The organism is Haloferax gibbonsii ATCC 33959 (assembly GCF_000336775.1).
GTDB lineage: Archaea > Halobacteriota > Halobacteria > Halobacteriales > Haloferacaceae > Haloferax > Haloferax gibbonsii.
Genome location: NZ_AOLJ01000018.1, coordinates 21,639 through 40,604, shown reverse-complemented (window position 1 = coordinate 40,604; position 18,966 = coordinate 21,639). Strand labels below are relative to the sequence as shown.

Annotated in this window: 19 protein-coding genes; 14 read left to right on the top strand and 5 right to left on the bottom strand. The window is 69.0% G+C overall.

Annotated elements, in window-relative coordinates; all coding sequences use genetic code 11:
- Nucleotides 1–57 precede the first annotated feature (57 nt).
- Nucleotides 58–1,047, top strand: coding sequence for an AAA family ATPase (locus tag C454_RS11395; RefSeq protein ID WP_049905119.1), 990 nt, complete (start codon nt 58–60; stop codon nt 1,045–1,047).
- 10 nt (nt 1,048–1,057) lie between these two features.
- On the opposite strand, the gene C454_RS11390 is transcribed toward C454_RS11395, so the two are convergent.
- Genes C454_RS11390 through C454_RS11380 form a run of 3 tightly spaced genes read right to left on the bottom strand, consistent with a single transcriptional unit; the run spans nt 1,058 to nt 4,020 of the window.
- Nucleotides 1,058–2,080: a hypothetical protein gene (locus C454_RS11390; RefSeq protein WP_004975697.1), complete on the bottom strand. Its 1,023-nt coding sequence runs from the start codon at nt 2,078–2,080 to the stop codon at nt 1,058–1,060.
- A complete protein-coding gene (locus C454_RS11385; RefSeq protein WP_004975696.1) occupies nt 2,077–2,577 on the bottom strand; it encodes a hypothetical protein in 501 nt (166 codons plus the stop codon). Before C454_RS11385 ends, C454_RS11390 begins: the two co-directional genes overlap by 4 nt.
- 18 nt (nt 2,578–2,595) lie before the next feature.
- Nucleotides 2,596–4,020: a DUF58 domain-containing protein gene (locus C454_RS11380; protein ID WP_004975694.1), complete on the bottom strand. Its 1,425-nt coding sequence runs from the start codon at nt 4,018–4,020 to the stop codon at nt 2,596–2,598.
- Nucleotides 4,021–4,278: 258 nt separating this feature from the next.
- On the opposite strand from C454_RS11380, the gene C454_RS11375 reads away from it, so the two are divergent.
- The 12 genes from C454_RS11375 (at nt 4,279) to C454_RS11320 (ending at nt 14,764) form a co-directional block, all read left to right on the top strand.
- On the top strand, nt 4,279–6,459 hold the full coding sequence (locus tag C454_RS11375; RefSeq protein WP_004975693.1) for a DUF4129 domain-containing protein: 2,181 nt from the start codon (nt 4,279–4,281) through the stop codon (nt 6,457–6,459).
- 63 nt (nt 6,460–6,522) lie between these two features.
- A complete protein-coding gene (locus tag C454_RS11370) occupies nt 6,523–7,530 on the top strand; it encodes a DUF1616 domain-containing protein (protein WP_004975692.1) in 1,008 nt (335 codons plus the stop codon).
- 186 nt (nt 7,531–7,716) lie between these two features.
- Nucleotides 7,717–8,361: a rod-determining factor RdfA gene (gene rdfA, locus C454_RS11365; protein WP_004975689.1), complete on the top strand. Its 645-nt coding sequence runs from the start codon at nt 7,717–7,719 to the stop codon at nt 8,359–8,361.
- Nucleotides 8,362–8,395: 34 nt separating this feature from the next.
- Nucleotides 8,396–10,354 (top strand): archaea-specific SMC-related protein, encoded by a 1,959-nt coding sequence (locus tag C454_RS11360; protein ID WP_004975687.1) that lies wholly within the window; start codon nt 8,396–8,398, stop codon nt 10,352–10,354.
- A gap of 264 nt (nt 10,355–10,618) precedes the next feature.
- The gene (locus C454_RS11355) at nt 10,619–10,975 is read left to right on the top strand and encodes a HalOD1 output domain-containing protein (RefSeq protein ID WP_338072490.1); all 357 of its coding nucleotides are present in this window, start codon (nt 10,619–10,621) and stop codon (nt 10,973–10,975) included.
- A 274-nt stretch (nt 10,976–11,249) separates the two neighbouring features.
- Entirely contained in the window at nt 11,250–11,528 is a 279-nt protein-coding gene (gene samp3 / locus C454_RS11350; protein ID WP_004975684.1) for a ubiquitin-like modifier protein SAMP3, read from the top strand.
- A 1-nt stretch (nt 11,529) separates the two neighbouring features.
- A complete protein-coding gene (locus C454_RS11345; protein WP_004975681.1) occupies nt 11,530–11,787 on the top strand; it encodes a hypothetical protein in 258 nt (85 codons plus the stop codon).
- Nucleotides 11,784–12,224: a hypothetical protein gene (locus C454_RS11340; protein WP_004975679.1), complete on the top strand. Its 441-nt coding sequence runs from the start codon at nt 11,784–11,786 to the stop codon at nt 12,222–12,224. Before C454_RS11345 ends, C454_RS11340 begins: the two co-directional genes overlap by 4 nt.
- 67 nt (nt 12,225–12,291) lie before the next feature.
- Nucleotides 12,292–12,987: an AzlC family ABC transporter permease gene (locus C454_RS11335; protein WP_004975676.1), complete on the top strand. Its 696-nt coding sequence runs from the start codon at nt 12,292–12,294 to the stop codon at nt 12,985–12,987.
- Entirely contained in the window at nt 12,988–13,326 is a 339-nt protein-coding gene (locus C454_RS11330) for an AzlD domain-containing protein (protein ID WP_004975674.1), read from the top strand.
- Between the two features lie 76 nt (nt 13,327–13,402).
- Nucleotides 13,403–14,086 (top strand): hypothetical protein, encoded by a 684-nt coding sequence (locus C454_RS11325; RefSeq protein ID WP_004975672.1) that lies wholly within the window; start codon nt 13,403–13,405, stop codon nt 14,084–14,086.
- Nucleotides 14,087–14,137: 51 nt separating this feature from the next.
- Nucleotides 14,138–14,764, top strand: a complete 627-nt coding sequence (locus C454_RS11320; protein ID WP_004975670.1) for a hypothetical protein — start codon at nt 14,138–14,140, stop codon at nt 14,762–14,764.
- A gap of 57 nt (nt 14,765–14,821) precedes the next feature.
- Here the strand turns inward: C454_RS11320 and C454_RS11315 are convergent, their stop codons facing one another.
- Nucleotides 14,822–16,753, bottom strand: coding sequence for an aldehyde ferredoxin oxidoreductase family protein (locus C454_RS11315; protein ID WP_004975668.1), 1,932 nt, complete (start codon nt 16,751–16,753; stop codon nt 14,822–14,824).
- Nucleotides 16,754–16,879: 126 nt separating this feature from the next.
- Nucleotides 16,880–17,959 carry a hypothetical protein gene (locus C454_RS11310; protein ID WP_004975666.1) on the bottom strand — a complete coding sequence of 360 codons (1,080 nt, stop codon included), beginning with the start codon at nt 17,957–17,959 and terminating at the stop codon, nt 16,880–16,882.
- A 130-nt stretch (nt 17,960–18,089) separates the two neighbouring features.
- Between C454_RS11310 and C454_RS11305 the strand changes: the two genes are divergently transcribed.
- Nucleotides 18,090–18,938, top strand: coding sequence for a DICT sensory domain-containing protein (locus C454_RS11305; protein ID WP_004975663.1), 849 nt, complete (start codon nt 18,090–18,092; stop codon nt 18,936–18,938).
- The last annotated feature ends 28 nt before the right edge of the window (nt 18,939–18,966 follow it).

Below are 18,966 nucleotides of genomic sequence, written 5' to 3'. Positions count from 1 at the left end.
CTCGCCGGGGCACCGAGACCGCAGTTATATGTGGTCGCCGTCCTGAGTGTCTCGTATATGAGTGCTCCCGAAGAGGTCTACGAGGCCATCCTGGACGAGACGTCGCAACTCCTCGTCGGGAACGAAGACGCGATAGAGGCGCTCACCATCGCGTTGCTGACGAACGGGCACGTCCTCCTCGAAGGGGTTCCTGGCGTGGCCAAGACGACCATCGCCAACCTGTTCGCCCACGCCGCGAACCTCGACTACCAGCGGATTCAGATGACGCCCGACGTGCTACCGGCGGACATCACGGGCACCCACATCTACCGCGAGAACCTCGGCGAGTTCGAACTCCAGCGGGGGCCGGTCTTCTCGAACGTCGTCCTCGCCGACGAGATAAACCGGGCGACGCCGAAGACGCAGTCAGCCCTCCTCGAAGCGATGGAAGAGGGACAGGTGACCATCGAGGGCGAGACGCTCAAACTCCCCTATCCGTTCATGGTCGTCGCCACGCAGAACCCCATCGAGTACGAGGGGACGTTCAACCTCCCGGAGGCCCAGCGCGACCGCTTCCAGTTCAAGGTCGTCGTCGAAATCCCCGAGCGGGCCGACGAGCGGGAGATTCTCGAACGCTTCGACCGCTCGCCGTCGCTCAAGCCCTCGGATATCTCGAACGTCATCGACGACGCCGACATCGGGGAGGCCCGACAGGTCGTCACGGACGTGCACGTCGACGACAAGGTGTTCGACTACATCCTCGACCTCGTCGGCGCGACGCGGACGCACGCCGCGGTCGACTTCGGCGCGTCGCCCCGCGCGTCGCTTGCGTTCCTCCGGGCCGGCAAGGCCGCCGCGGCGATTCGCGGCCGCGACTACGTGATTCCGGACGACGTGAAGCGGCTCGCGCCCATCATCATGTCGCACCGCCTCGTCCTCGGGACCGAGGCGGACATCAGCGGACGCGACCCGCGGGAGGTCGTCGAGGAGGTCGTCGACACCGTTCCGACGCCCGAAGTCGACCTCAACGAGTCGGCGACGCCCTCCGTCGCCGGCGACGACGACTGAGGACGGTCGGCTACCGCTCGTCGGCTTCTGTTTCTGTTTCCGCTTCTGCTTCTTCGCTCTCACCCTCGACCTCCGACGCCGCGCCCGCGGACGACTCGATTTCCTCGTCGTCTTCGACGTCCCACCGGCAGGTGACGGCGAAGTCCATCTCCTCGCCGGCGGCGACCTCGGCGACGACCGGCGCGCCGAGGCCGCGGGCGACGGCGACGGCGACGAACGACGCGACGGGCGTGTCGAACGTCTCGGCCGACCCGAACCGGCAGTCCTCCACGCGGACCGTCAGGCGACCGTCGTCGGCGTCAGCCTCGGCGGTCGCGGTCTCGGCGAGTTCGAACAGTTCCACGAGGGCGTCGGTCGCCTGTCGGGCGAGCGTCTCGGGGTCGCCGCCGAGCGGGCCGTCGAGGCTCCGCTCGAACTCGTCGAACAGGCCGCCGCCGCTGGGGTTGAACGCGACGCCGCGCGCCAGTTCGTCGTCGCTGACGACGAAGGTGTCGCGGAGCGCCTCGGCGTCGGGAAGCGCGTAGCCGCGGTGCTCCGGGACGAACAGCCGAACGGCGTCGCGGTCGGCGTCGGGGACGTAGACCATCGTGTCCTGCAGGCCGAGTTCGTCGACGACGGCGGCGTGGTTGCTCGCGTGCGCGCCGAACACGGACGAGCCGACGCCGACAGGGATGAACCGCTCGGGGCTGAGATACCGCGTCACCGCGGCGGCGAACAGCCCGATAGCGCCGAGGACGACGAGCGTCTCCCGGACGGGCGGAAAGACCGCACCGCCGAGGAGGCCGGCGACGCCCAGCGCGGCCAGCGCGGTCGCGGTCTGTCGGTACCGACCCCTTCGAAGCGCCTCGTAGCGCTGTCTGAGTCGGACGTTCTCGCGCCGGAGGTCGGCGACTTCGACGCGGTCGGGGGTCGCCTCGTCGGTGTCGTCCCGGCCGGCGTCGCCGTCGCCTCGGCTCGCGGCCGAAACGACGGCGCGGGTCTCGCCGTTCGCCAACTCACGGTCGGGTCGGTCCGAGGGACTGTCCGCGCTCATCGCTCCGCCCCCGCGTCCGGCGCGCTCACGAGGCCGAGCGCGACGCGCTCGTAGCGGTGAAGCCCGTAGGCGACCGCCGCCGCGAGGACGACGGCGACCAGCGCGGCCTGCCACGCCCACCGGAACGACGTCCAGAGCGCCCACGCCACCCCGAGCGCGAGGACGTACCCCGCCGCCAGCCGAGCGAGTCGCGACCGGTTCGGCGGCCACGCGCACGCCGCGCTCGCGAGGAGCGGGAACGCCGCGAGCTGCGCGCCACCGAGCGCGACGAGGCTCGCGTCTCCGAAGAGCGAGACGGCGGTCAGTTGGGCGACGACGAACGCGAGCGGTCCCGTCGTCGCCGCCGCGACGGCGAGGACGAGGACGCCGGCGGCGACGCCCCACAGCCCGCTCGTCAGCCCCGCCACGAGCGTGACACAGAGGACGCCGACCACGTCCATCGGGGTGAGTTCGTTCGCGTCCAACACGGTTCGAATCGTCCGTTCGCTCTGGTTCACAGGTGTCTCCATCGGTGTTCACTCCGCTGTGGTGGCGCGGTCCGCAGCCAGGTTCATCGCGCTCTTCGGGGCGACTTCGTAGGCGGTGACGTTCGGGAGCCGTTCGAGGCGCTTTCGGAACTCCTCGAAGGCGACGACCCCGGCGGTGTCGCCCGCGCCCCCGGCGGCGTCGTCGAAGAACGTCGTCGGCGTGAGGAAGACGCTCGTCTGGCTGCTCCGCTTGGACGCGACGACGACCGCCTCGTAGGTCTCGACTCTCGCCGAGTCGTCGGTGATGAGCACGAGGTGGTCCTGCCGGTCGGACCGCGAGCACGCGGACTTCACCGCGTCGAAAATCGGTCGGTCGCTGACCCGCGAGACGTAGCTCTCGCCGTCGCTGAGGTACGGGCGGAGCGTCGACGCGAACGCCGAGTCGTCGCCGTCGAGGAGGCGACTCCGCTTGCGGGCGTCTTCGGGGGCGACCGGCCGAGACGTGCCGACCGGACGACGCGAACGCCGAGTCGGCTCTATCGAGAGCAGCCGCCGCCGAATCGTCTGGTAGGCGTTCGAGGACGACGAGGGGCCGAACTCCCACGTCGTCCCGGCGTCGCCGACGAACTGCGCCGAGACGGGGTCGCCGTGGGAGTCGGCGGCGTCGATGAGGCCGAGCGCGACCTCGCGAGCGTACGAGAGCATCGTTCGCCCGGTCGGACCGCGGTTCATGTTCGAACCGCAGTCGACCACGAGCGACAGCAGGTAGTCGGACTCGGACTCGAACTCGCGGATGTACGGGTGGTCCATGCGCGCGGTGGTCTTCCAGTCGATCTGCGACAGCGTGTCGCCGGGGAGGTACTGCCGCGTCTCGTGGGGGACGAGCCCCGGCCCGGTCTGGTCGCTGGAGTGGTCGCCGAAGGACGCGCCGACCAGTTCGCCGCCGCGACCGACGTGGATGCCGTCGGGGGCCGGCGATTCGACCAGACAGCGGGCGTCGGCGCCGAGCGTCAGCGTCTCGGTGAAGAAGCCGGCGCGGTCCTCGATGTCGACTTCGACCTCGTCGAACGCGATTCGCCCGGCGACGGGGAACTCGATACTGCACGTGACCGACCCGGCGGTCTCGCCGGGGTCGAACGCGACCGTCCGGCGCGCGCGCTCCGGCGCGTTCACGCTCGGCGGCGCGACGAGTTCGACCTCGACTGGCGCGTCGACGGCCTCGGACAGCGACGCCGTCAGCGTCACCGCGGCGCGGTCGTCGACGTACACCGACGTCGGCTCGACCGAGACGCTCGCCGAGAGGTCGCGGTCGACCGAGCACATCGTCCCGACGGCGTCGACCTGCGCGACGACGAGCCACGCGGCGAGACCGCAGGCTGCGAAAAGCGGCGTCGGCTCGTCGAGGACGACCGCGTAGACGGCGAGGAAGCAGGCGACGCCTGCGAGCGCGGCCCACCGACGGGTCGGAAGCATCGTGGGTTCGATTCGTGCCGCCCAAGTTGAATGTTGTGTTGGCGCGCGCGACGGTCGGCCGCGCGGACCCCGGCGACCCGCGGCGTGCTCGGTGCGTCGGTCAGGCGTTAAACCCTCCGTTAACACGGCGCAGTCTGCGACTCCCGGGGCTCCTGCTCCCGCCGGGAGTCAGCCGAATGCCAAAACCCATTATGTCCCCCCGTCTGGCTACGGATAGTGCGTGGTGAATCGGGCCGCCCGGTGCGGTTGCTCTGGACGATGTTGGTCGTCGGCTGTCTCGTCGCGACAGCGCCGGTAGCGGCGGTCTCTGCGGGAGCGGTCGCCGACGCGTCCGCCCCGAGCGCGGACGCGCCGGGGTCTCTCGGGGGAGCCGACCGAGTCTCGGCGCTCGGGCCGGCCCCGGGTCCGCTGCAGCAGACCGCGAACGCGACGAACAACAGCACCGGCGTCATCCACGAGAACCCCGACGAGGTCGACGACGAGAACGAACTCGACCGATTGCTGTCGTACCTCTCGGGCGAACTCAACGGCGACATCGGCGCGAGCACCCTGCGGCTCAGTCAGGGCGAGTACGCCGCCGCGAAGGCGGCGCTCGGCGACGACTACGACGACTCGCTCGGCAAGTACGTCGACGTCGAGGGCGAGGTCGGCGGCGACGGCGCGGGCGAGGAGTACCGGACCGTCAGCGAGACCCAGCGGGGGTACGTCGACACCGTCAGCGAGTTCCGCGAGACGCGCCGCGAGTACGAGGCGGCGAGGCGGGCCGGAAACGACGAACGAGCCCGCGAGCTCGCCCGCAACCTGACGCGCCTCGCCGAGAACGGCGAGGCGCAGTCCGACCGGCTGTTGACGGCGTTCGACGTCATCTCGAACCGGACCGACGGCGACTTAGCCGAGAGCAGCGCCCAACTCGCGGCGGTGCAGGCGAACATCTCCGAACAGCGCGACGAAATCGTCTCCCGCGAGTTCGTCGCCACTCGCCTCGCCGTCGGCGACTACGACCGGAACATCTCCTTTACCGACCCGCTCGTGCTCTCCGGGTCGCTCGTCACCGACAACGGCACGCCGGTCGAGACGGGGAGCGCCCGCTTCGCGGTCGGCGGGCAGACGGTCCAGTCGGCGGTCGACCCCGACGGCTCGTTCGAACTGACCTACCGGCCGACGCGGATTCCGGTCAGCACCGAGTCGCTGACGGTCCGCTACCTCCCGGACGACGCGTCGATGTATCAGGCGACAGAGCGGGTCGTTCCCGTCGCCGTCTCGCGGGTGAACGCGACCGCGAGGCTGTCCGAGCCGTCCGCGTCGGCCTACGGCTACGCCGACGCCGTCTCGGTTCGCGCGACGGTCCGGGTGAACGGGACGCCGGTGTCGAACTACCCGGTCTCGGCGAGCTTCGCCGGGTCGTCGGCGACCGCGCCGGCGACGAACGCGAGCGGCGCGTCGGCCGTCTCGGCGACCGTCCCCGCGACCGCGACGGGAACGGCGTCGATTCGCGTCGCGCCCGACGGCGACAGCAGGGCGGTCACGTTCGTCCCGGCGACGGTCGCGGTCCCGCTCGAAACCGAGGGAACGGCGCTCGGCGTGACCGCCCGCGAGACCGCGAACGAGTCGGTCGTCGTCGACGGCCGACTCGAAACCGACGAGGGCGAGGCCGTGAGCGGCCAGTCGGTCGCGGTCAGCGTCGACGGGCGCGAGGTCGCCGCGGCGACGACCGGCGCGTCGGGCGCGTACCGGGCCGCGGTCGACCTCCCGAGCGATGCGAGCGTCGAGAACGCGACCGTCTCGGTCGCCTTCGACGGCGAGGGGACGAACCTCGAACCGTCCGACGCGACGGCGAGCATTCGCCTCTCGAACGCCCCCGACGGGGACGGGGCCGGAAACGGCGCGTCCGGCGGGCTCCCGTTCGACCCGCTCGACCTCGCGTGGGTCGTCGCCGGGACCGCGGTCGTCGGCCTCGTCGCCGCCGTGCTCCTTCGCCGGAACGACGCCGACGACGCCGCGGCGGCGACGGTCGCCGAGTCGGCCGCGACAGAGAGCGACGAACCGGCCGAGCCGGAGCCGGCGGCGACCGAGGCTTCGGCGCTGGATTCGGCGGCCGACGCGCTCGACGAGGGCCGACCCAACGACGCGGTCGTCGTGGCTTACGCGGGCGTCCGCCGGGCGCTCGGGGCCGCCGCCGGCATCGACGACGCCGCGACCCACTGGGAGTTCTGCGACCGGTGTGTCGACGCCGGCGTCGCGCCCGCGGAGGCGCTCGAATCGCTCACCGCGGGCTACGAGCGCGCGGCCTACAGCGGACTCTCGGTGAGCGACGCGGACGCCGCCGAGCTGGTCGAGACGGCCCGCTCTGTCGTCGCCCCGGACGAGACCGGCCTGCCCGAGTCGTCCGATTCGGGCGACGCTGCGGACGCGTCGGAGCCGGTCGGCCCGGTCGAGTAGTGCGGCCGCGGCCCCCGACGGCTGACAAATGATTTTTGTGCTCGTGTTTCCCACTTCGGGTAGATGTCGCAGCGCCAAGACTGGCGGTTGTTCCTCCCCGAGCCCCTCCGCACCCTCCCCGCCGACCTCGCGGTCGTCGTCGCGGGGGTCGCGCTCACGCTCGTCGCGACGCTCACGCCCGGGCTTGAGGGAACACCGCTGCGAGTCGTCGTCGGCCTGCCGTTCGTGCTTTTCATCCCCGGCTACGCCCTCATCGCGGCGCTGTTCCCCGAGCGCGGCCCGCCGATAGACGCCCCCGAGGACCACGACAGAATGGGCGGTATCGACGGTATCGAGCGGGTCGCGCTCTCGTTCGGGACGAGTATCGCGGTCGTTCCCCTGCTCGGGCTCGTCCTCAACTTCACCCCGTGGGGAATTCGCCTCGTGCCCATCCTCGTCGCCGTGAGCGGCTTCACGCTCGTCGCGACGACGTTCGCGGCGGTCCGGCGGTCGGCGCTTCCCGAAGAAGAACGGCTGGTGGTCCCGTACAAGCGCTGGTTCGCCGCCGCGCGCGACGAGCTATTCAACCCGGCGTCGGGGACCGACGCGATGCTGAACGTCGTCCTCGTGGTGAGCGTGGTCCTCGCGACCGCCAGCGTGGGCTACGCGGTGGCGGTGCCGAAAGACGGTGAGTCGTTCACCGAACTGTACCTCCTGACCGAAGACGGAAACGACGAACTCACCGCCGACAACTACCCGGAAGAACTCGTCCGCGGCGAGCCGGCGTCGCTCGTCCTCGGCGTCGGCAACCAGGAACACCGGACGGTGAACTACACTGTCGTCGCGGTGCTCCAGCGCGTCGAGGTGTCGAACAACTCGACGACCGTACTGGAATCGGAGCGGCTCCGGACGTTCACGCCCCGGCTCGAACACAACGAGACGTGGCACGAGCCACACGAGGTTCGCCCGACGATGACGGGCGAGCGCCTACGGCTGACGTACCTCCTCTACGAGGGCGCGCCGCCGGCGTCGCCGACCGTGGACAACGCCTACCGCGAGGTCCACCTCTGGGTGACAGTTCGCGAGGCGTGACGTCGGGCCACGACCGCCGTCGGGCGACGCAGTATGATTCGTCGATATCTCTCAGTTATCGCCCGAATCCTGTGAGAAATCCCGCGTCTATCGTGTAACTCGTTTGTGTTCTAGTTTTATCACCTCTGATAATTCATAAGTAATGTTTAGGGTACTGCACGCTAAGGTCCGGGTAGCGAGGTCACAATGCCAGATTCTGGAAGTACGGTTTCCCGCCGCGGCGGCCGAGGTCCGAAGATAGAGCGTATCGCGGACCGATACGGTCTCGATGGCCTCGGTGACGACCTCGTCGACGCGTGGCTCGGCGAGGGTCGCGAGCGACGGAGCCTCCGTGAACTCGAAGGCGACGTGAACAAGCGACTCATCCGGGCCGCGCTGGACCAGGCCGGCGCGCACGTCCTCGACGGGGAGGCGGAGAACTTCTACCGACTTCTGACCAGCGACGACGTGACCGCGGGGAGCCGCACCGACGCGCGGAACACGCTCCGCGAGCGCGGCGTCGACATCGACCAGTTGGAGTCGGACATTATCTCCTACCAGTCGGTGTATAACTACCTTAAGCGACACCGAAACGTCGAACGTGAAGACGACGAAGACGGGCAGAGCGCGACCGAGTCGGGACTCGCGACGATTCGGAAGCTCCGGTCCCGACTTCGGACGGTGACTATCGATGTTATCGACCGTTTAGTGAAGGCCGAAGCGGTCTTCATCGGCACCTACGAGGTCGAAGTAGACATCCGCGTCACCTGCACAGACTGTGACACTCGAATGACCCCGACGACGCTCCTCAACTCCGGGCACTGCGACTGCGAACAGGAGAGAAACGAGTAGCGGTTCGGGCTCACCAACACACCACATCCGAAACATGAACGATTCAGAGGCACTTCAGACGGCGACTGTCCGTATACGAAACATCGGTGGTATCGACGAACGAACCGTCGGGCTCGAACCCGGCGTCACCGTTCTGACCGGGCGCAACGCGACGAACCGAACGTCATTCCTGCGCGCGCTTATGGGCGCGTTCGGGAGCGACGCGGCCAGTCTCAAGGGTGACGCCGACGAGGGGTCGGTCGAACTCGAACTCGACGGCCGGACCTACACCCGCGTCTTCTCCCGCGAGAACGGCGGTGTCACGACCGACGGCACGCCGTACCTCCGGGATACGACAACCGCGGACCGCTTTGCGTTCCTCCTCGGGTCGAACGAGGCGCGCCGGGCCGTCGTCGCGGAGCGCGACCTCCGCGACGTCATCATGGCACCGGTCGACACCGACGCCATCGAGGCCGAAATCGAGCGCCTCCAGACCCGACGAACGCAGGTGGAAACGCAACTCGACTCGCTCGACTCGCTCGAGGCCGACCGCCGGTCGCTCGAATCGAAGCGCGACGACCTCGAAGCCGAAATCGAGAACCTCGAAGCCGAGCGCGACGACCTCGAAGCCGAAATCGAGGCCGAAGACCGGACGGTCGAGGCGCAACGCGAGAACCAAGCCGCGTTGGATGAGGTGCTTTCCGACCTGCAGTCGGCGCGGTCGGACCTCGAAACGGTCCGCTTCCGCCTCCAGAGCGAGCGCGAGAGCGTCGAATCGCTCCGCGAGGAGCGCTCCGAACTCCAGTCGGAACTCGATTCGTTCGAGGCCGACGAGGTCGACCGCGGCGAGGCGAACGAGCGTATCGAGTCGATTCGGTCGCGCATCGAGTCGCTCAACTCGACGATTTCGGAGCTTCAGACCGTCGTCCAGTACACGGAGGACGTGCTCGAAGGGAAGGCCGACCTCGTCGAGGACTCGCTGGGCGCGGTCGGCGGCGGCTCGGTGACGGACCAACTCGTCTCCTCGGAGACGATCACGTGCTGGACCTGCGGCACCGAGGTCGACCGCGACCAGATTCGGGGGACGACCGACCGCCTCCGCGAGGTCAGAGACGAACAGCGCGAGGAACGCGCCGAACTCCGCCGCGAACTCGACGAACTCGAACGCTCGATGCGGGCGGCGGAACAGGCCCAGCGCGACCGCCGGAAGCTCCGGGATAAGCTCCAGCGCCTCGAAGACGAACTCGACCGCCGGACCGGACAGATCGACTCGCTGACCGACCAGCGCGAGGAGCTCGCCGAACGGGTCGAAGCGCTCGAAGCCGACGCGTCGGACCTCCGCGGCCAGGCCGAAGGCGACCTCATCGAACTCCACAAGGAGCTCAACGAGGTCGAGTTCACGCTCGACCGGACGCGCGACGACCTCGCGTCGGTCCACGACGACCTCGACGCGCTCGACGACCGGTTCGACGAGCGCGAGGAACTCGAACGCGAACGCGAGCAGGTGACGGAGGAACTCGAGGATGCGCGAACCCGAATTCGGTCGCTGACGACCGCGGCCGTCGAGGCGTTCAACGAGGAGATGGAGACGGTCCTCGACCTCCTCGGCTACGACAACATCGAGCGCGTCTGGCTGGAACAGGTCGAACGTCGGGTCCGCGAGGGTCGCCGCAAGGTCGAAAAGACCCAGTTCGAACTCCACATCGTCCGCGCGTCCGACTCCGGAGCGGTGTACGAGGACTCCATCGACCACCTCAGCGAGAGCGAGCGCGAGGTCGTCGGCCTCGTGTTCGCCCTCGCGGGCTACCTCGTCCACGAGGTGTACGAGGAGGTCCCGTTCATGCTGCTCGACTCTGTCGAGGCCATCGACGCCGAGCGCATCGCCGCGCTGGTCGACCACTTCGAGCAGTATCCGACGTTCCTCGTCGCGGCCCTCCTCCCCGAGGACGCGCAGGCCCTCGACGAGTCGTACCGGCGCGTCACGTGGGGAACCGACGTGGCACCCGCGGCCTGACCGGACCGGTCCGCACGGTGTCGGGACGGCGGTCGCGTGGTCACGTTTCCGTCTGTTCTGTTCCCGTCTGCTCCGTTTCTGTCTGCTCCGATTCCGTCCGCTCCGCTCCCGTCTGTTCTGTTCTCTACCTCTTTTTCCCCTCTCGAAGTGACTCGACGTTCCGATAACTCGCCTTTCCCACTGCTGTTTAGCGGTCAATTCTTGCCTAGAGTATTGTACTATAACAACACTATTAAAGGGACATACCGTTAGTACGCAAGAAATATAACACGTCAAACCAACGTATCTGACGGACGATACTGGGGGGACGAAATCATCATCACATCTGACACGCAGCTACGAGACGAGTTCGAACCGACACGGGTTTGGTACGACTGCGAGCGTACCGAGCCAGTCTCTGAGGCGGTGACCGCGGCCGTGAACCAACACACGCGCCGCGACCCGACGGAGCTACCGCCGCTCACAGAGCACGTAGACACCGACGCCCTCGACGCCCTGTTCGGCCGCGACACGCCCGGTGCGCCGCGCGTGACGGGTGCGTCGCTCGAATTCAACTACGCCGACTTCGTCGTCACCGTCGAGTCCGTCGGTCGTATCGAAGTCCGCGACGCGGGACGGTAATCGGCCGGGTCGTTCGGCACCGACTGGGGATGGTTCGACCGTTGCCGAACGGACCGCGCCGCCCGCGCCGCCCCGACGCGATTGGTGTGGTATTGAAGCCGTTTGGAACGTCACTCCGAGGGAGATGTTTCGGCGTTTCATCTATTTAATTGGTTGAGACTTTTCACACGATATAGTTGTGGTTTATTCGCATCACTGACCCCGATAACGGGGGGCCGGCCTTCAGGTCCCGTCCGCGACGTACCTTTTTGTCTCGTGGACGCCGACAAGGGGTATGGAACTCGAATTACGCTTCTTCGCGACGTTTCGGGAGGTAGTGGGCCAGAAGTCCATCTACTGGCGGGTCGACGACGACGCGACCGTCGGGGACGTCCTCGAGTCGCTGGAAGCGGAGTACGACGGCCTCGCCGGCCGACTCATCGAAGACGGCGAGGTCAAGCCGCACGTGAACGTGCTGAAAAACGGGCGCGAGGTGGTCCACCTCGAGGGGATGGCCACGACGCTCGACGACGGGGACGCCGTGAGCGTCTTCCCACCGGTCGCGGGGGGCTGACGTGGCGCGCCGACAGCGAGCGTTCCGCGGTATCTCGCCCCGACTCGCGATTCAGTACCTCGAAGGGCTCGGCGGCGAGGCCGACGGCGACGGCCGCGTGGTCGGTCCCGACTGGACCGTCGACATCGAGACCGAGGAGGTCACGATAACGAGCAGTATCCAACTCACCGAGGTGCAACTCGCGTTCGAGGGCGACGAGGAGACGCTCGACGACCTCGTCGAGCGGTTCGCCCGCAAGGCGATGCGCGCGGGGGGATGACCGTGGGAGCCGACGGCGACCGGCGGCCGGGGCGCGAACGACTCAGCGAGCGCCTCGCGCCGGACGGCGACGACGGCTCGCCCCGCGGCGGTGCCATCGACGGCACGGCCATCATGCTCGCGGCCGCGAAGGCGAGCGTCCCGGCCAGCAGTCTGCCGCTGTTGCTCGACCGGGCGCAGGCGTACCTCGACGGTCGGGCGAGCGAGTACGCACAGGGGTTCGAATGCGTCCACGAGGACGACGAGACGGCGGTGTTTCTCGTCCCGCTGGGCCACTGGGACACGAAGGGGCTCGACCTCGAGTTCTCGCACCGCGAGGTCGACGCGGTCCGCCGGGCGCACGCCGAACACCTCCGGCGCGTCGGCGCGGACGCCGACCGCCGCGACGAGTTCGAGACGGCGCTCGAAATCCGCGAGGTCGCCGTCGTCAGGCGGTAGACCGAAGAGCCGGCAAACCGCCCGACGATAGACGGCTATTTCGGGGGCGGCGACCTGCTACCGACAGATGCCAACCGTTTCCTCCGACCTCCTCGACGGCGTCCGGGCCGCGGGGCCGCTCCAACTCGGTATCGCGCCGTTCGGCCTCGTCGCCGGCGTCGCGGCCGTCGAACAGGGGCTTTCGGTCGCGCACGCCCTCGGCTTCTCCAGTCTCGTCTTCGCCGGCGCGTCGCAGCTCGCGATGATAGAACTCCTCGGCGCGGACGCGCCGCTGGCCATCGTCGTCGGCACGGCCGTCGTCATCAACCTCCGGACGATGATGTACTCGGCCTCTATCGCGCCCTACTTCCGCGACCTGACCGCCCGGGCGAAGGCGCTCGCGTCGTACCTCCTGACCGACCAGGCCTACGCGGTCTCTATCGCCCGCTACGGCCGCGACGGCGAGACCGACCGCTTCGCGTACTACGTCGGCGCGGGCGCGTCGCTGTGGTTCGTCTGGCAGGTGACGACCGTCGCCGGCGCGCTCCTCGGCTCCGGCCTCCCGCCGGAGTGGGGCTTCGACTTCGCCGCGCCGCTGGTCTTTCTCGCCCTGCTCGTCCCCACGCTGAAGGACCGCGCGTCCGGCGCGTCGTGTCTGGTCGGCGGCCTCGTCGCCACCGGCGTCGTCGTCGCGGGCGTCCCCTTCCACCTCGACATCATCGTCGCGGCCGTCGTCGGCGTCCTCGCCGGCCTCGGCGTCGAATCCCTCGGAGGCGACGCCTGAATGCCGACCGGCTACGACTCGGCGACCGTCTGGCTCGTCATCGCCCTCGCGGGCGTCCTCACGTTCGCCATCCGCGGCTCCTTCATCTACCTGTTCGGCCGCATCGACGACGTGCCGCCGACGGTCGAATCGGCGCTGGAGTACGTCCCCGCGGCGGTGTTCGCGGCGCTCGTCTTCCCCGCGCTCCTCGCCCCGTCCGGCGACCTCGCGGTCTCCGTCGGCAACGACAAACTCGTCGCCGGCGCGCTGGCCGCGCTCGCCGCGTGGTACACCGAACGCGTGCTCGCCACCATCCTCGTCGGCATGGGCGCGCTCTGGGTCCTCCGGTTCGTCGTCTGAGCCGCCGTCAGCCTCGCTCGTCTGACCTGGCGCCTCCCCCAAGATACTCGTTTCGCGGGCGACCACGGTCGCACGCATGCCCTCCCCACCTCCGCGTCTCTACTCGCTCCCCCGCGACGAGGGTCGCGCCCTTCTCCCGACCGGGTTCGCCGCCGGCGTCGCCGCGTTCGTCGTCGGCACGCTCGCGGTCGCCGGCTGGCTCGCCCTCACCACCGGCGGCTCGTTTTCCACGCTCGACGCCGCGACCGAGATGACCGCCGGGAAGCCCGTCCCGTCCGCGTTCGTCCCCGTCTGGACGTTCGGCGGCGCGATGGGCCTGCCCGTTCGACTCATCGAGACGACCGGCCCCGGTCGCGCGGTCGTCCTCCGAAACCTCGTCGACGGGTTCGACGGCGCGGCCGACTCGTGGTACTGGCTTGGCGCACTGCCGCCCGCCTGCGTCTTCCTCGCGGGCATCGTCACAGCGCGCCTCGCGGCGTGGTCCCGACGCCCCGCAGAGGGGTTCGTCACGGGGTCCTCGGTCGCGCTCGGCTTCGCCGCCACCGTCGCCGTCGCCGCGGTCGTCGCTCGTGTCGGCCTCGGCGACGTACCCCCGAACGCGGACGGGTTCGTCCGCATCGGTTCGACCGGGTTCCACCCGACCGACCTCGACGGCGACTCGGTCGGACTCCCGCTTTGGGGGGCGTTCTCTGGACTTGTGTTCGGCGTCGTCTTCGGCGGCCTCGGCGGGGCGGTGGCGTCGCTCTCCCCGTTCCGATAGTCGGTGTTGGCTCCCAGAAGATATTCACCGCCCTGACGACGTGGAACACCCATGTCCCGGCGGCTCGTCGTCTCGGCCTTCGCGCTCCTCGTCGCCGTCTCGCTCGTCGGCGCGCCGGTGACGATGGCCGACTGGTCGGAGCAGGTGTCCCTCTCGGCGTCGAAAATCGACGCGTCGCAGGTCCGAGACGAGACGCCCGTGCTTCGGTACGACGAACTCGACGCCGACGCGAAAGACGCGGTTCGGCGGGCCATCGAGTCACCAGACGGGTCGCACGTCGTCTACGGCGACGAGGACTGGCCGGACCGCTTTTTCTACAGCGACTACGCGGCCCCGGGACAGGGGTTGTACGCCGTCGTCTACGAGGGCGACTACTACCGGCTCTACACCTTCGCCGCCGGCGGATTCCCGGTGATTTACTGGGTGTACGAACTCCCGTTCGTCGCCTACGGTCTCGCTCTCGGACGCGTCGGGGCGCGAGCGTACCGCGGGGAGGGCTCGGTTCGGCTCGCCGCCGGCGCGGCGGTCGTCGGTGCCGCGTTCCACCTCGCCGGGCCAGTCTTCGACTTCCCGGTCGTCTCTCCGACGGCGTTCATCGGACTCGGCGTCGTCGCCGCCGCGGCGCTCGTCGGGGGACTCGTCGCTACTGCGGTTCGCAATCGGTCGAAAAATGCGTGATTCGGGTGGGTATCGGCCGCGACCGGGTCGGACCGGGTGGTCGTTCCAGTCGGCGGCTCAGTCGTCGGCGGGCGCGGGCGAGTCGCCGCGGGAGACGCCCGTGCCGGGGCCGATGTCGATGCCGAGTTCGTCGAGGCGCTCGTCGGGGACGACGCCGTCGACCCACTGGCGGCGGGCGTAGTACTCGTCTTTCATCTCGTCGAGCTCGCACAGTTGGCCCTCGGACGCGCCCTGTCCGGGCATCGCCTCGTCGCCCTCGACGAAGCGTCCCGGCAGCGAGTCGTCGGCGCCGTCGAAGCCGACGAGGTTGTTGTAGTACCGCTCTAACGTGTAGATGCGGTCGCCGGTTTCGAGCAGTTCCTCTTCGGTCACGTCGCGGCCGGTCATGCCGTTGTACTGCAGGACGTACTCCTCGATGCCCTCCGCGAACGCGTTGAACTTGCAGATGTCGAACGAGTCCGAGATGGCGTGCATGTCCTGGAACAGCGCCACGAGTTCGCCCTTCCCGCGCCACTCGTGGGGGTCGTGTTTCTCCGGGATGCCGAGAATCTCGGCGGACGGCGTGTAGCCGCGGAGGTGGCACGCGCCGCGGTTCGAGGTGGCGTAGCCGATGCCCATGCCCTTCATGCAGCGGGGGTCGTACGCCGGGATGGTCTGGCCCTTGACGGCAAGCGAGTTGTCGTGGGCGTCGAAGCGCTCGGCGAGGCCGTTCGCGCCCTCGGCGAGCGCGTCGGCGAGGTCGCCCTCGCGGTTCGCGACCTCGGTGATGAGGTCGATCATGCGCTCGGTGTCGCCCCAGTCGAGCTGTTCGCTCAGTCCGTCGAGCTTGCCCTGCTCGGACATCTCCATCGCCATCGCCATCATGTTGCCCATCTCGATGGTGTCGACGCCCATGTCGTTACACCGGTCGATCATGACGGCGATTTCGTCGCGCTCGGTGTGTCCGGAGTTCGGGCCCAGCGCGTAGGCGGACTCGTACTCGTAGGACTCGCCGCGGACGTTCATCTCCTCGCCTTTGTGCATCACCGACACCTCGACTTCCTTCTTACAGGCGACGGGACAGGAGTGACAGGTCGGCTCGTCGACGAGGATGTTCTCGCGGACGTTCTCGCCGGAGACGCGCTCGGAGTCGATGTCGACGCCCTCGGCGTCTCGCATCGCCGCGGTCGAGGTGTACTTCCCGTTTTTCGTCGGGAGGCCGTCGAGCTCCTCGCCCGCGTTCATCAGGACGTTCGTCCCGTACAGCGACAGGCCGCCCTCGTTGGGCGCGGTGACCTCGGACTCGCGGATGAGTTGCATCGCCTGCTGGTAGCCCTGCTTGAACGTGTCGGCGTCGGCGGGCTTCGGCATCCGGGTGCCGGACTTCACGACGATTGCCTTGAGGTTCTTCGAACCCATGACCGCGCCCGTGCCGCCGCGGCCGGACGCGCGGTCGTCCTCGTTGACGATGCAGCCGTACTTGACCTCGTTTTCGCCGCCGGGGCCGATGGCCATTATCGAGAGGTTCTTGCCGAGGCTCCCATCGACTTCGGCTTCGAGTTCGGAGATAGTGTCGTGGACGCCCCAGCCCCAGATTTCACGGGCGTCGCGAAGTGTCACTTCACCGTCTTCGACGATGGCGTAGCTCGGGTGCTCGGCTTTCCCTTCGAACAGCAGGCCGTCGAAGCCGGACCACTTGAGTCGCGCGCCGCTCCAGCCGCCGTGGTGCGAGTCGGTGACGGTCCCCGTGAGCGGGGATTTCGTCACGACCGCGATGCGACCGCTCATCACCGTCTGCGTGCCGGTGAGCGGGCCGGTCATGAACGCGAGGAGGTTGTCCGGTCCGAGCGGGTCCACGTCCGGTCCCTGGTCGAAGACGTACTTCACGCCGAGGCCGCGGGCCCCGATGTACTTCCGCGCGTCCTCGTCGTCGATTCCCTCGTACGCGATGTCGCCGGATGACAGGTCCACCCGAGCGACCCTGTCGTGATAACCACCGAGTTCAGTCATTGTAATCCTCGTTGATTATATACGGCCGCTGTCGGGTTAGTGATTCCCACCTCTATGTAACCGTTCGGGGTTACCCCGTCGCGAGCCGACACGGAACCGTCAGGGGATTGCGGCAATCCGTGCGACTTATCCCGGTTGCGGGCCGGCGACCCGCAACGAGACGGTTCCGGTGGCGTCGACGACGACGCTCGCGGGGCCGCGTGGCGGGCACGACCACCACGTTCCCGACACCGCCGCCCCGGTTTCGAGGCTCGCCGACACGGCGTTCGCTCCGGAGGTCGTCACGGGGACGAGTTCACGGACTTCGCCGGGGTCGAGGGCGAGCACGCGGTCGAACGACTCGTCGCCGCTCGCGGCGTCGACCCGGAGCGAGAGTCGGTGGGGTTCGTCGTCGCGGTTGGCGATTGTGAGCGTCGTGTTCGCCGGCCCACAGCCCGTCGCTCCGCTCGACACGTCGACGTACTTCGTCGGCTCGTCGGGCACCGGCCACTCCGTCTCGACGCGTCGCTCGTCGGTCTCGACGGCGACGCGGTAGTCCCCGCTTCGGTACGTCACCGGAATCGACAGCCGCGCCCCCGACGGGACGCGGTACGCCTGGTCGACGAGCGCCGTGTCGCCGAGGTCGATGCGGAGCCGAGCGGTCGTCTCGGGGCCGGGGTTCTCCACGACGACGCCCGCGGGTGCGTACCACCGCGAGGAGCCGTCGCCGACGAGCGGGAGGTCGATTCTCGGCCCGTCGTCGGGGGTCGCCGCCGCGAGCGAGCACTCTCCTCGGGCGTCGCACGAGACGGTCCGCCAGAACTCCGCTCCCCCCCGTCCGAGGACGACCTCCAGCCCTTCGAACGCCGCGTCGACGGTCCACGTCGAGCGGCCCCGCAGGCCGGTGTCCGTCTCGACGAGCACCGCCGTCTCCCCGGACGGGACCGCCACCGACAGCCCGGCCCGCTCGCCGGGCAGCAGGTCACGGTTCTCGAAGAACACGTCGCGGTCGCCGCGGACGCCGACGACGGTCGTGAACACCGGGTTCGGCGTCGGGTTCCAGAGCGTCAGCGACCGCTCCACGCGCGCTTCGGTCGTCGGCGTCTCGGTCGGCGCGTCCGTCCCCTCCTCGGGGGTCGGCGTCTCCGTCTCGCCCTCGGGCGTCCCGCACCCGGCGAGTCCGGCGAGGCCGCCCGCGAGAAGCGAGAGGAGCGTGCGGCGCTCCATGGGCCACCTACGGGCGCGACGCATATGAACGTCTGTCGCTGCGGTACCGCGTTCGGCCGCGGCGGCACGGTCGCACCCCCGACCTCCAAAACAGCTATTTCGTCGGCGGTCAGTCGTTTCCACGAACCAGATGGGACTCGACAGCTTTCTCGGTGCGATTGACGCCGCGAGTCGGTCGCTTTCGGTGGTCAATCGCTCGGCTCCCGACCCCGTCCAGCGGATGCTCGAAACCACGTTCGCCGACCAGCCGGTCGGCGTCGACGAACTGTCCGACGACGCGCACGGCGACGACGTGGTCGTGCTCACCGAGCAGACGTCCGAGGGGCGGACGGTCGTCGCGACCTCGCCGCTGGAGGACGTGATGAACACCGTCCTCCTCGTGAACTCCGACCTCTACAAGACGGGGCAGACGAAGCTCGACGAGTTCGAACTCCCGTCGGTGCTCACGCGGCTCGACGACGTGCCCTTCTCCCTCCGCGGCTACCCCGAATCGGACAAGGAGAAACTGCTGCTCGTGGCGCTTTCGCGGTACATCGAGCGCCACGCGTGGCGCGCCGGCGACGGGAGACTCCGGTCGTCGTTCCAGCGGCTCTCCCGAATCGAAGACGAGCGCGGGACGCGGGCGGTCTACCAGAAGGTCGCCGCGACGGACGTGCAGACCCACGTCTACGGGATTCCGGACTGGACGCCACCGTTCAACTCCGAACTCATGAGCCACGGGGGCTACACCGAGGACTTCTGCGACTCGTGGTTCGTGGTCTACACGCCGCCGGACGGCGCGCCGGGCGGAGCGACCGGAACCGGCGGTGCGGCCGACGGGGAGAAGGCGGGTGACGGGCGGGGCATCGACGGCGTGACCCCGGGCCACCCCGTCGCTCTCCTCGCGCTCGAGACCGAACCGAAGCGCTGGGAGGGCTACTGGACGTTCCGACCGTCGCTCGTCGCCGACATCGACCGGTACATCTCGCGGAACATGTGAGGGTCGGCGGCCGCCGCCGCCCGCCGCC

What these genes read in the sequence shown, in the direction of transcription:
- C454_RS11395 (WP_049905119.1), top strand. Translation starts at nt 58, where the DNA reads ATGAGTGCTCCCGAAGAGGTCTACGAGGCCATCCTGGACGAGACGTCG.
- C454_RS11390 (WP_004975697.1), bottom strand. Translation starts at nt 2,080, where the DNA reads ATGAGCGCGGACAGTCCCTCGGACCGACCCGACCGTGAGTTGGCGAAC.
- C454_RS11380 (WP_004975694.1), bottom strand. Translation starts at nt 4,020, where the DNA reads ATGCTTCCGACCCGTCGGTGGGCCGCGCTCGCAGGCGTCGCCTGCTTC.
- C454_RS11375 (WP_004975693.1), top strand. Translation starts at nt 4,279, where the DNA reads ATGTTGGTCGTCGGCTGTCTCGTCGCGACAGCGCCGGTAGCGGCGGTC.
- C454_RS11370 (WP_004975692.1), top strand. Translation starts at nt 6,523, where the DNA reads ATGTCGCAGCGCCAAGACTGGCGGTTGTTCCTCCCCGAGCCCCTCCGC.
- rdfA (WP_004975689.1), top strand. Translation starts at nt 7,717, where the DNA reads ATGCCAGATTCTGGAAGTACGGTTTCCCGCCGCGGCGGCCGAGGTCCG.
- C454_RS11360 (WP_004975687.1), top strand. Translation starts at nt 8,396, where the DNA reads ATGAACGATTCAGAGGCACTTCAGACGGCGACTGTCCGTATACGAAAC.
- samp3 (WP_004975684.1), top strand. Translation starts at nt 11,250, where the DNA reads ATGGAACTCGAATTACGCTTCTTCGCGACGTTTCGGGAGGTAGTGGGC.
- C454_RS11340 (WP_004975679.1), top strand. Translation starts at nt 11,784, where the DNA reads ATGACCGTGGGAGCCGACGGCGACCGGCGGCCGGGGCGCGAACGACTC.
- C454_RS11335 (WP_004975676.1), top strand. Translation starts at nt 12,292, where the DNA reads ATGCCAACCGTTTCCTCCGACCTCCTCGACGGCGTCCGGGCCGCGGGG.
- C454_RS11330 (WP_004975674.1), top strand. Translation starts at nt 12,988, where the DNA reads ATGCCGACCGGCTACGACTCGGCGACCGTCTGGCTCGTCATCGCCCTC.
- C454_RS11325 (WP_004975672.1), top strand. Translation starts at nt 13,403, where the DNA reads ATGCCCTCCCCACCTCCGCGTCTCTACTCGCTCCCCCGCGACGAGGGT.
- C454_RS11320 (WP_004975670.1), top strand. Translation starts at nt 14,138, where the DNA reads ATGTCCCGGCGGCTCGTCGTCTCGGCCTTCGCGCTCCTCGTCGCCGTC.
- C454_RS11315 (WP_004975668.1), bottom strand. Translation starts at nt 16,753, where the DNA reads ATGACTGAACTCGGTGGTTATCACGACAGGGTCGCTCGGGTGGACCTG.
- C454_RS11310 (WP_004975666.1), bottom strand. Translation starts at nt 17,959, where the DNA reads ATGGAGCGCCGCACGCTCCTCTCGCTTCTCGCGGGCGGCCTCGCCGGA.
- C454_RS11305 (WP_004975663.1), top strand. Translation starts at nt 18,090, where the DNA reads ATGGGACTCGACAGCTTTCTCGGTGCGATTGACGCCGCGAGTCGGTCG.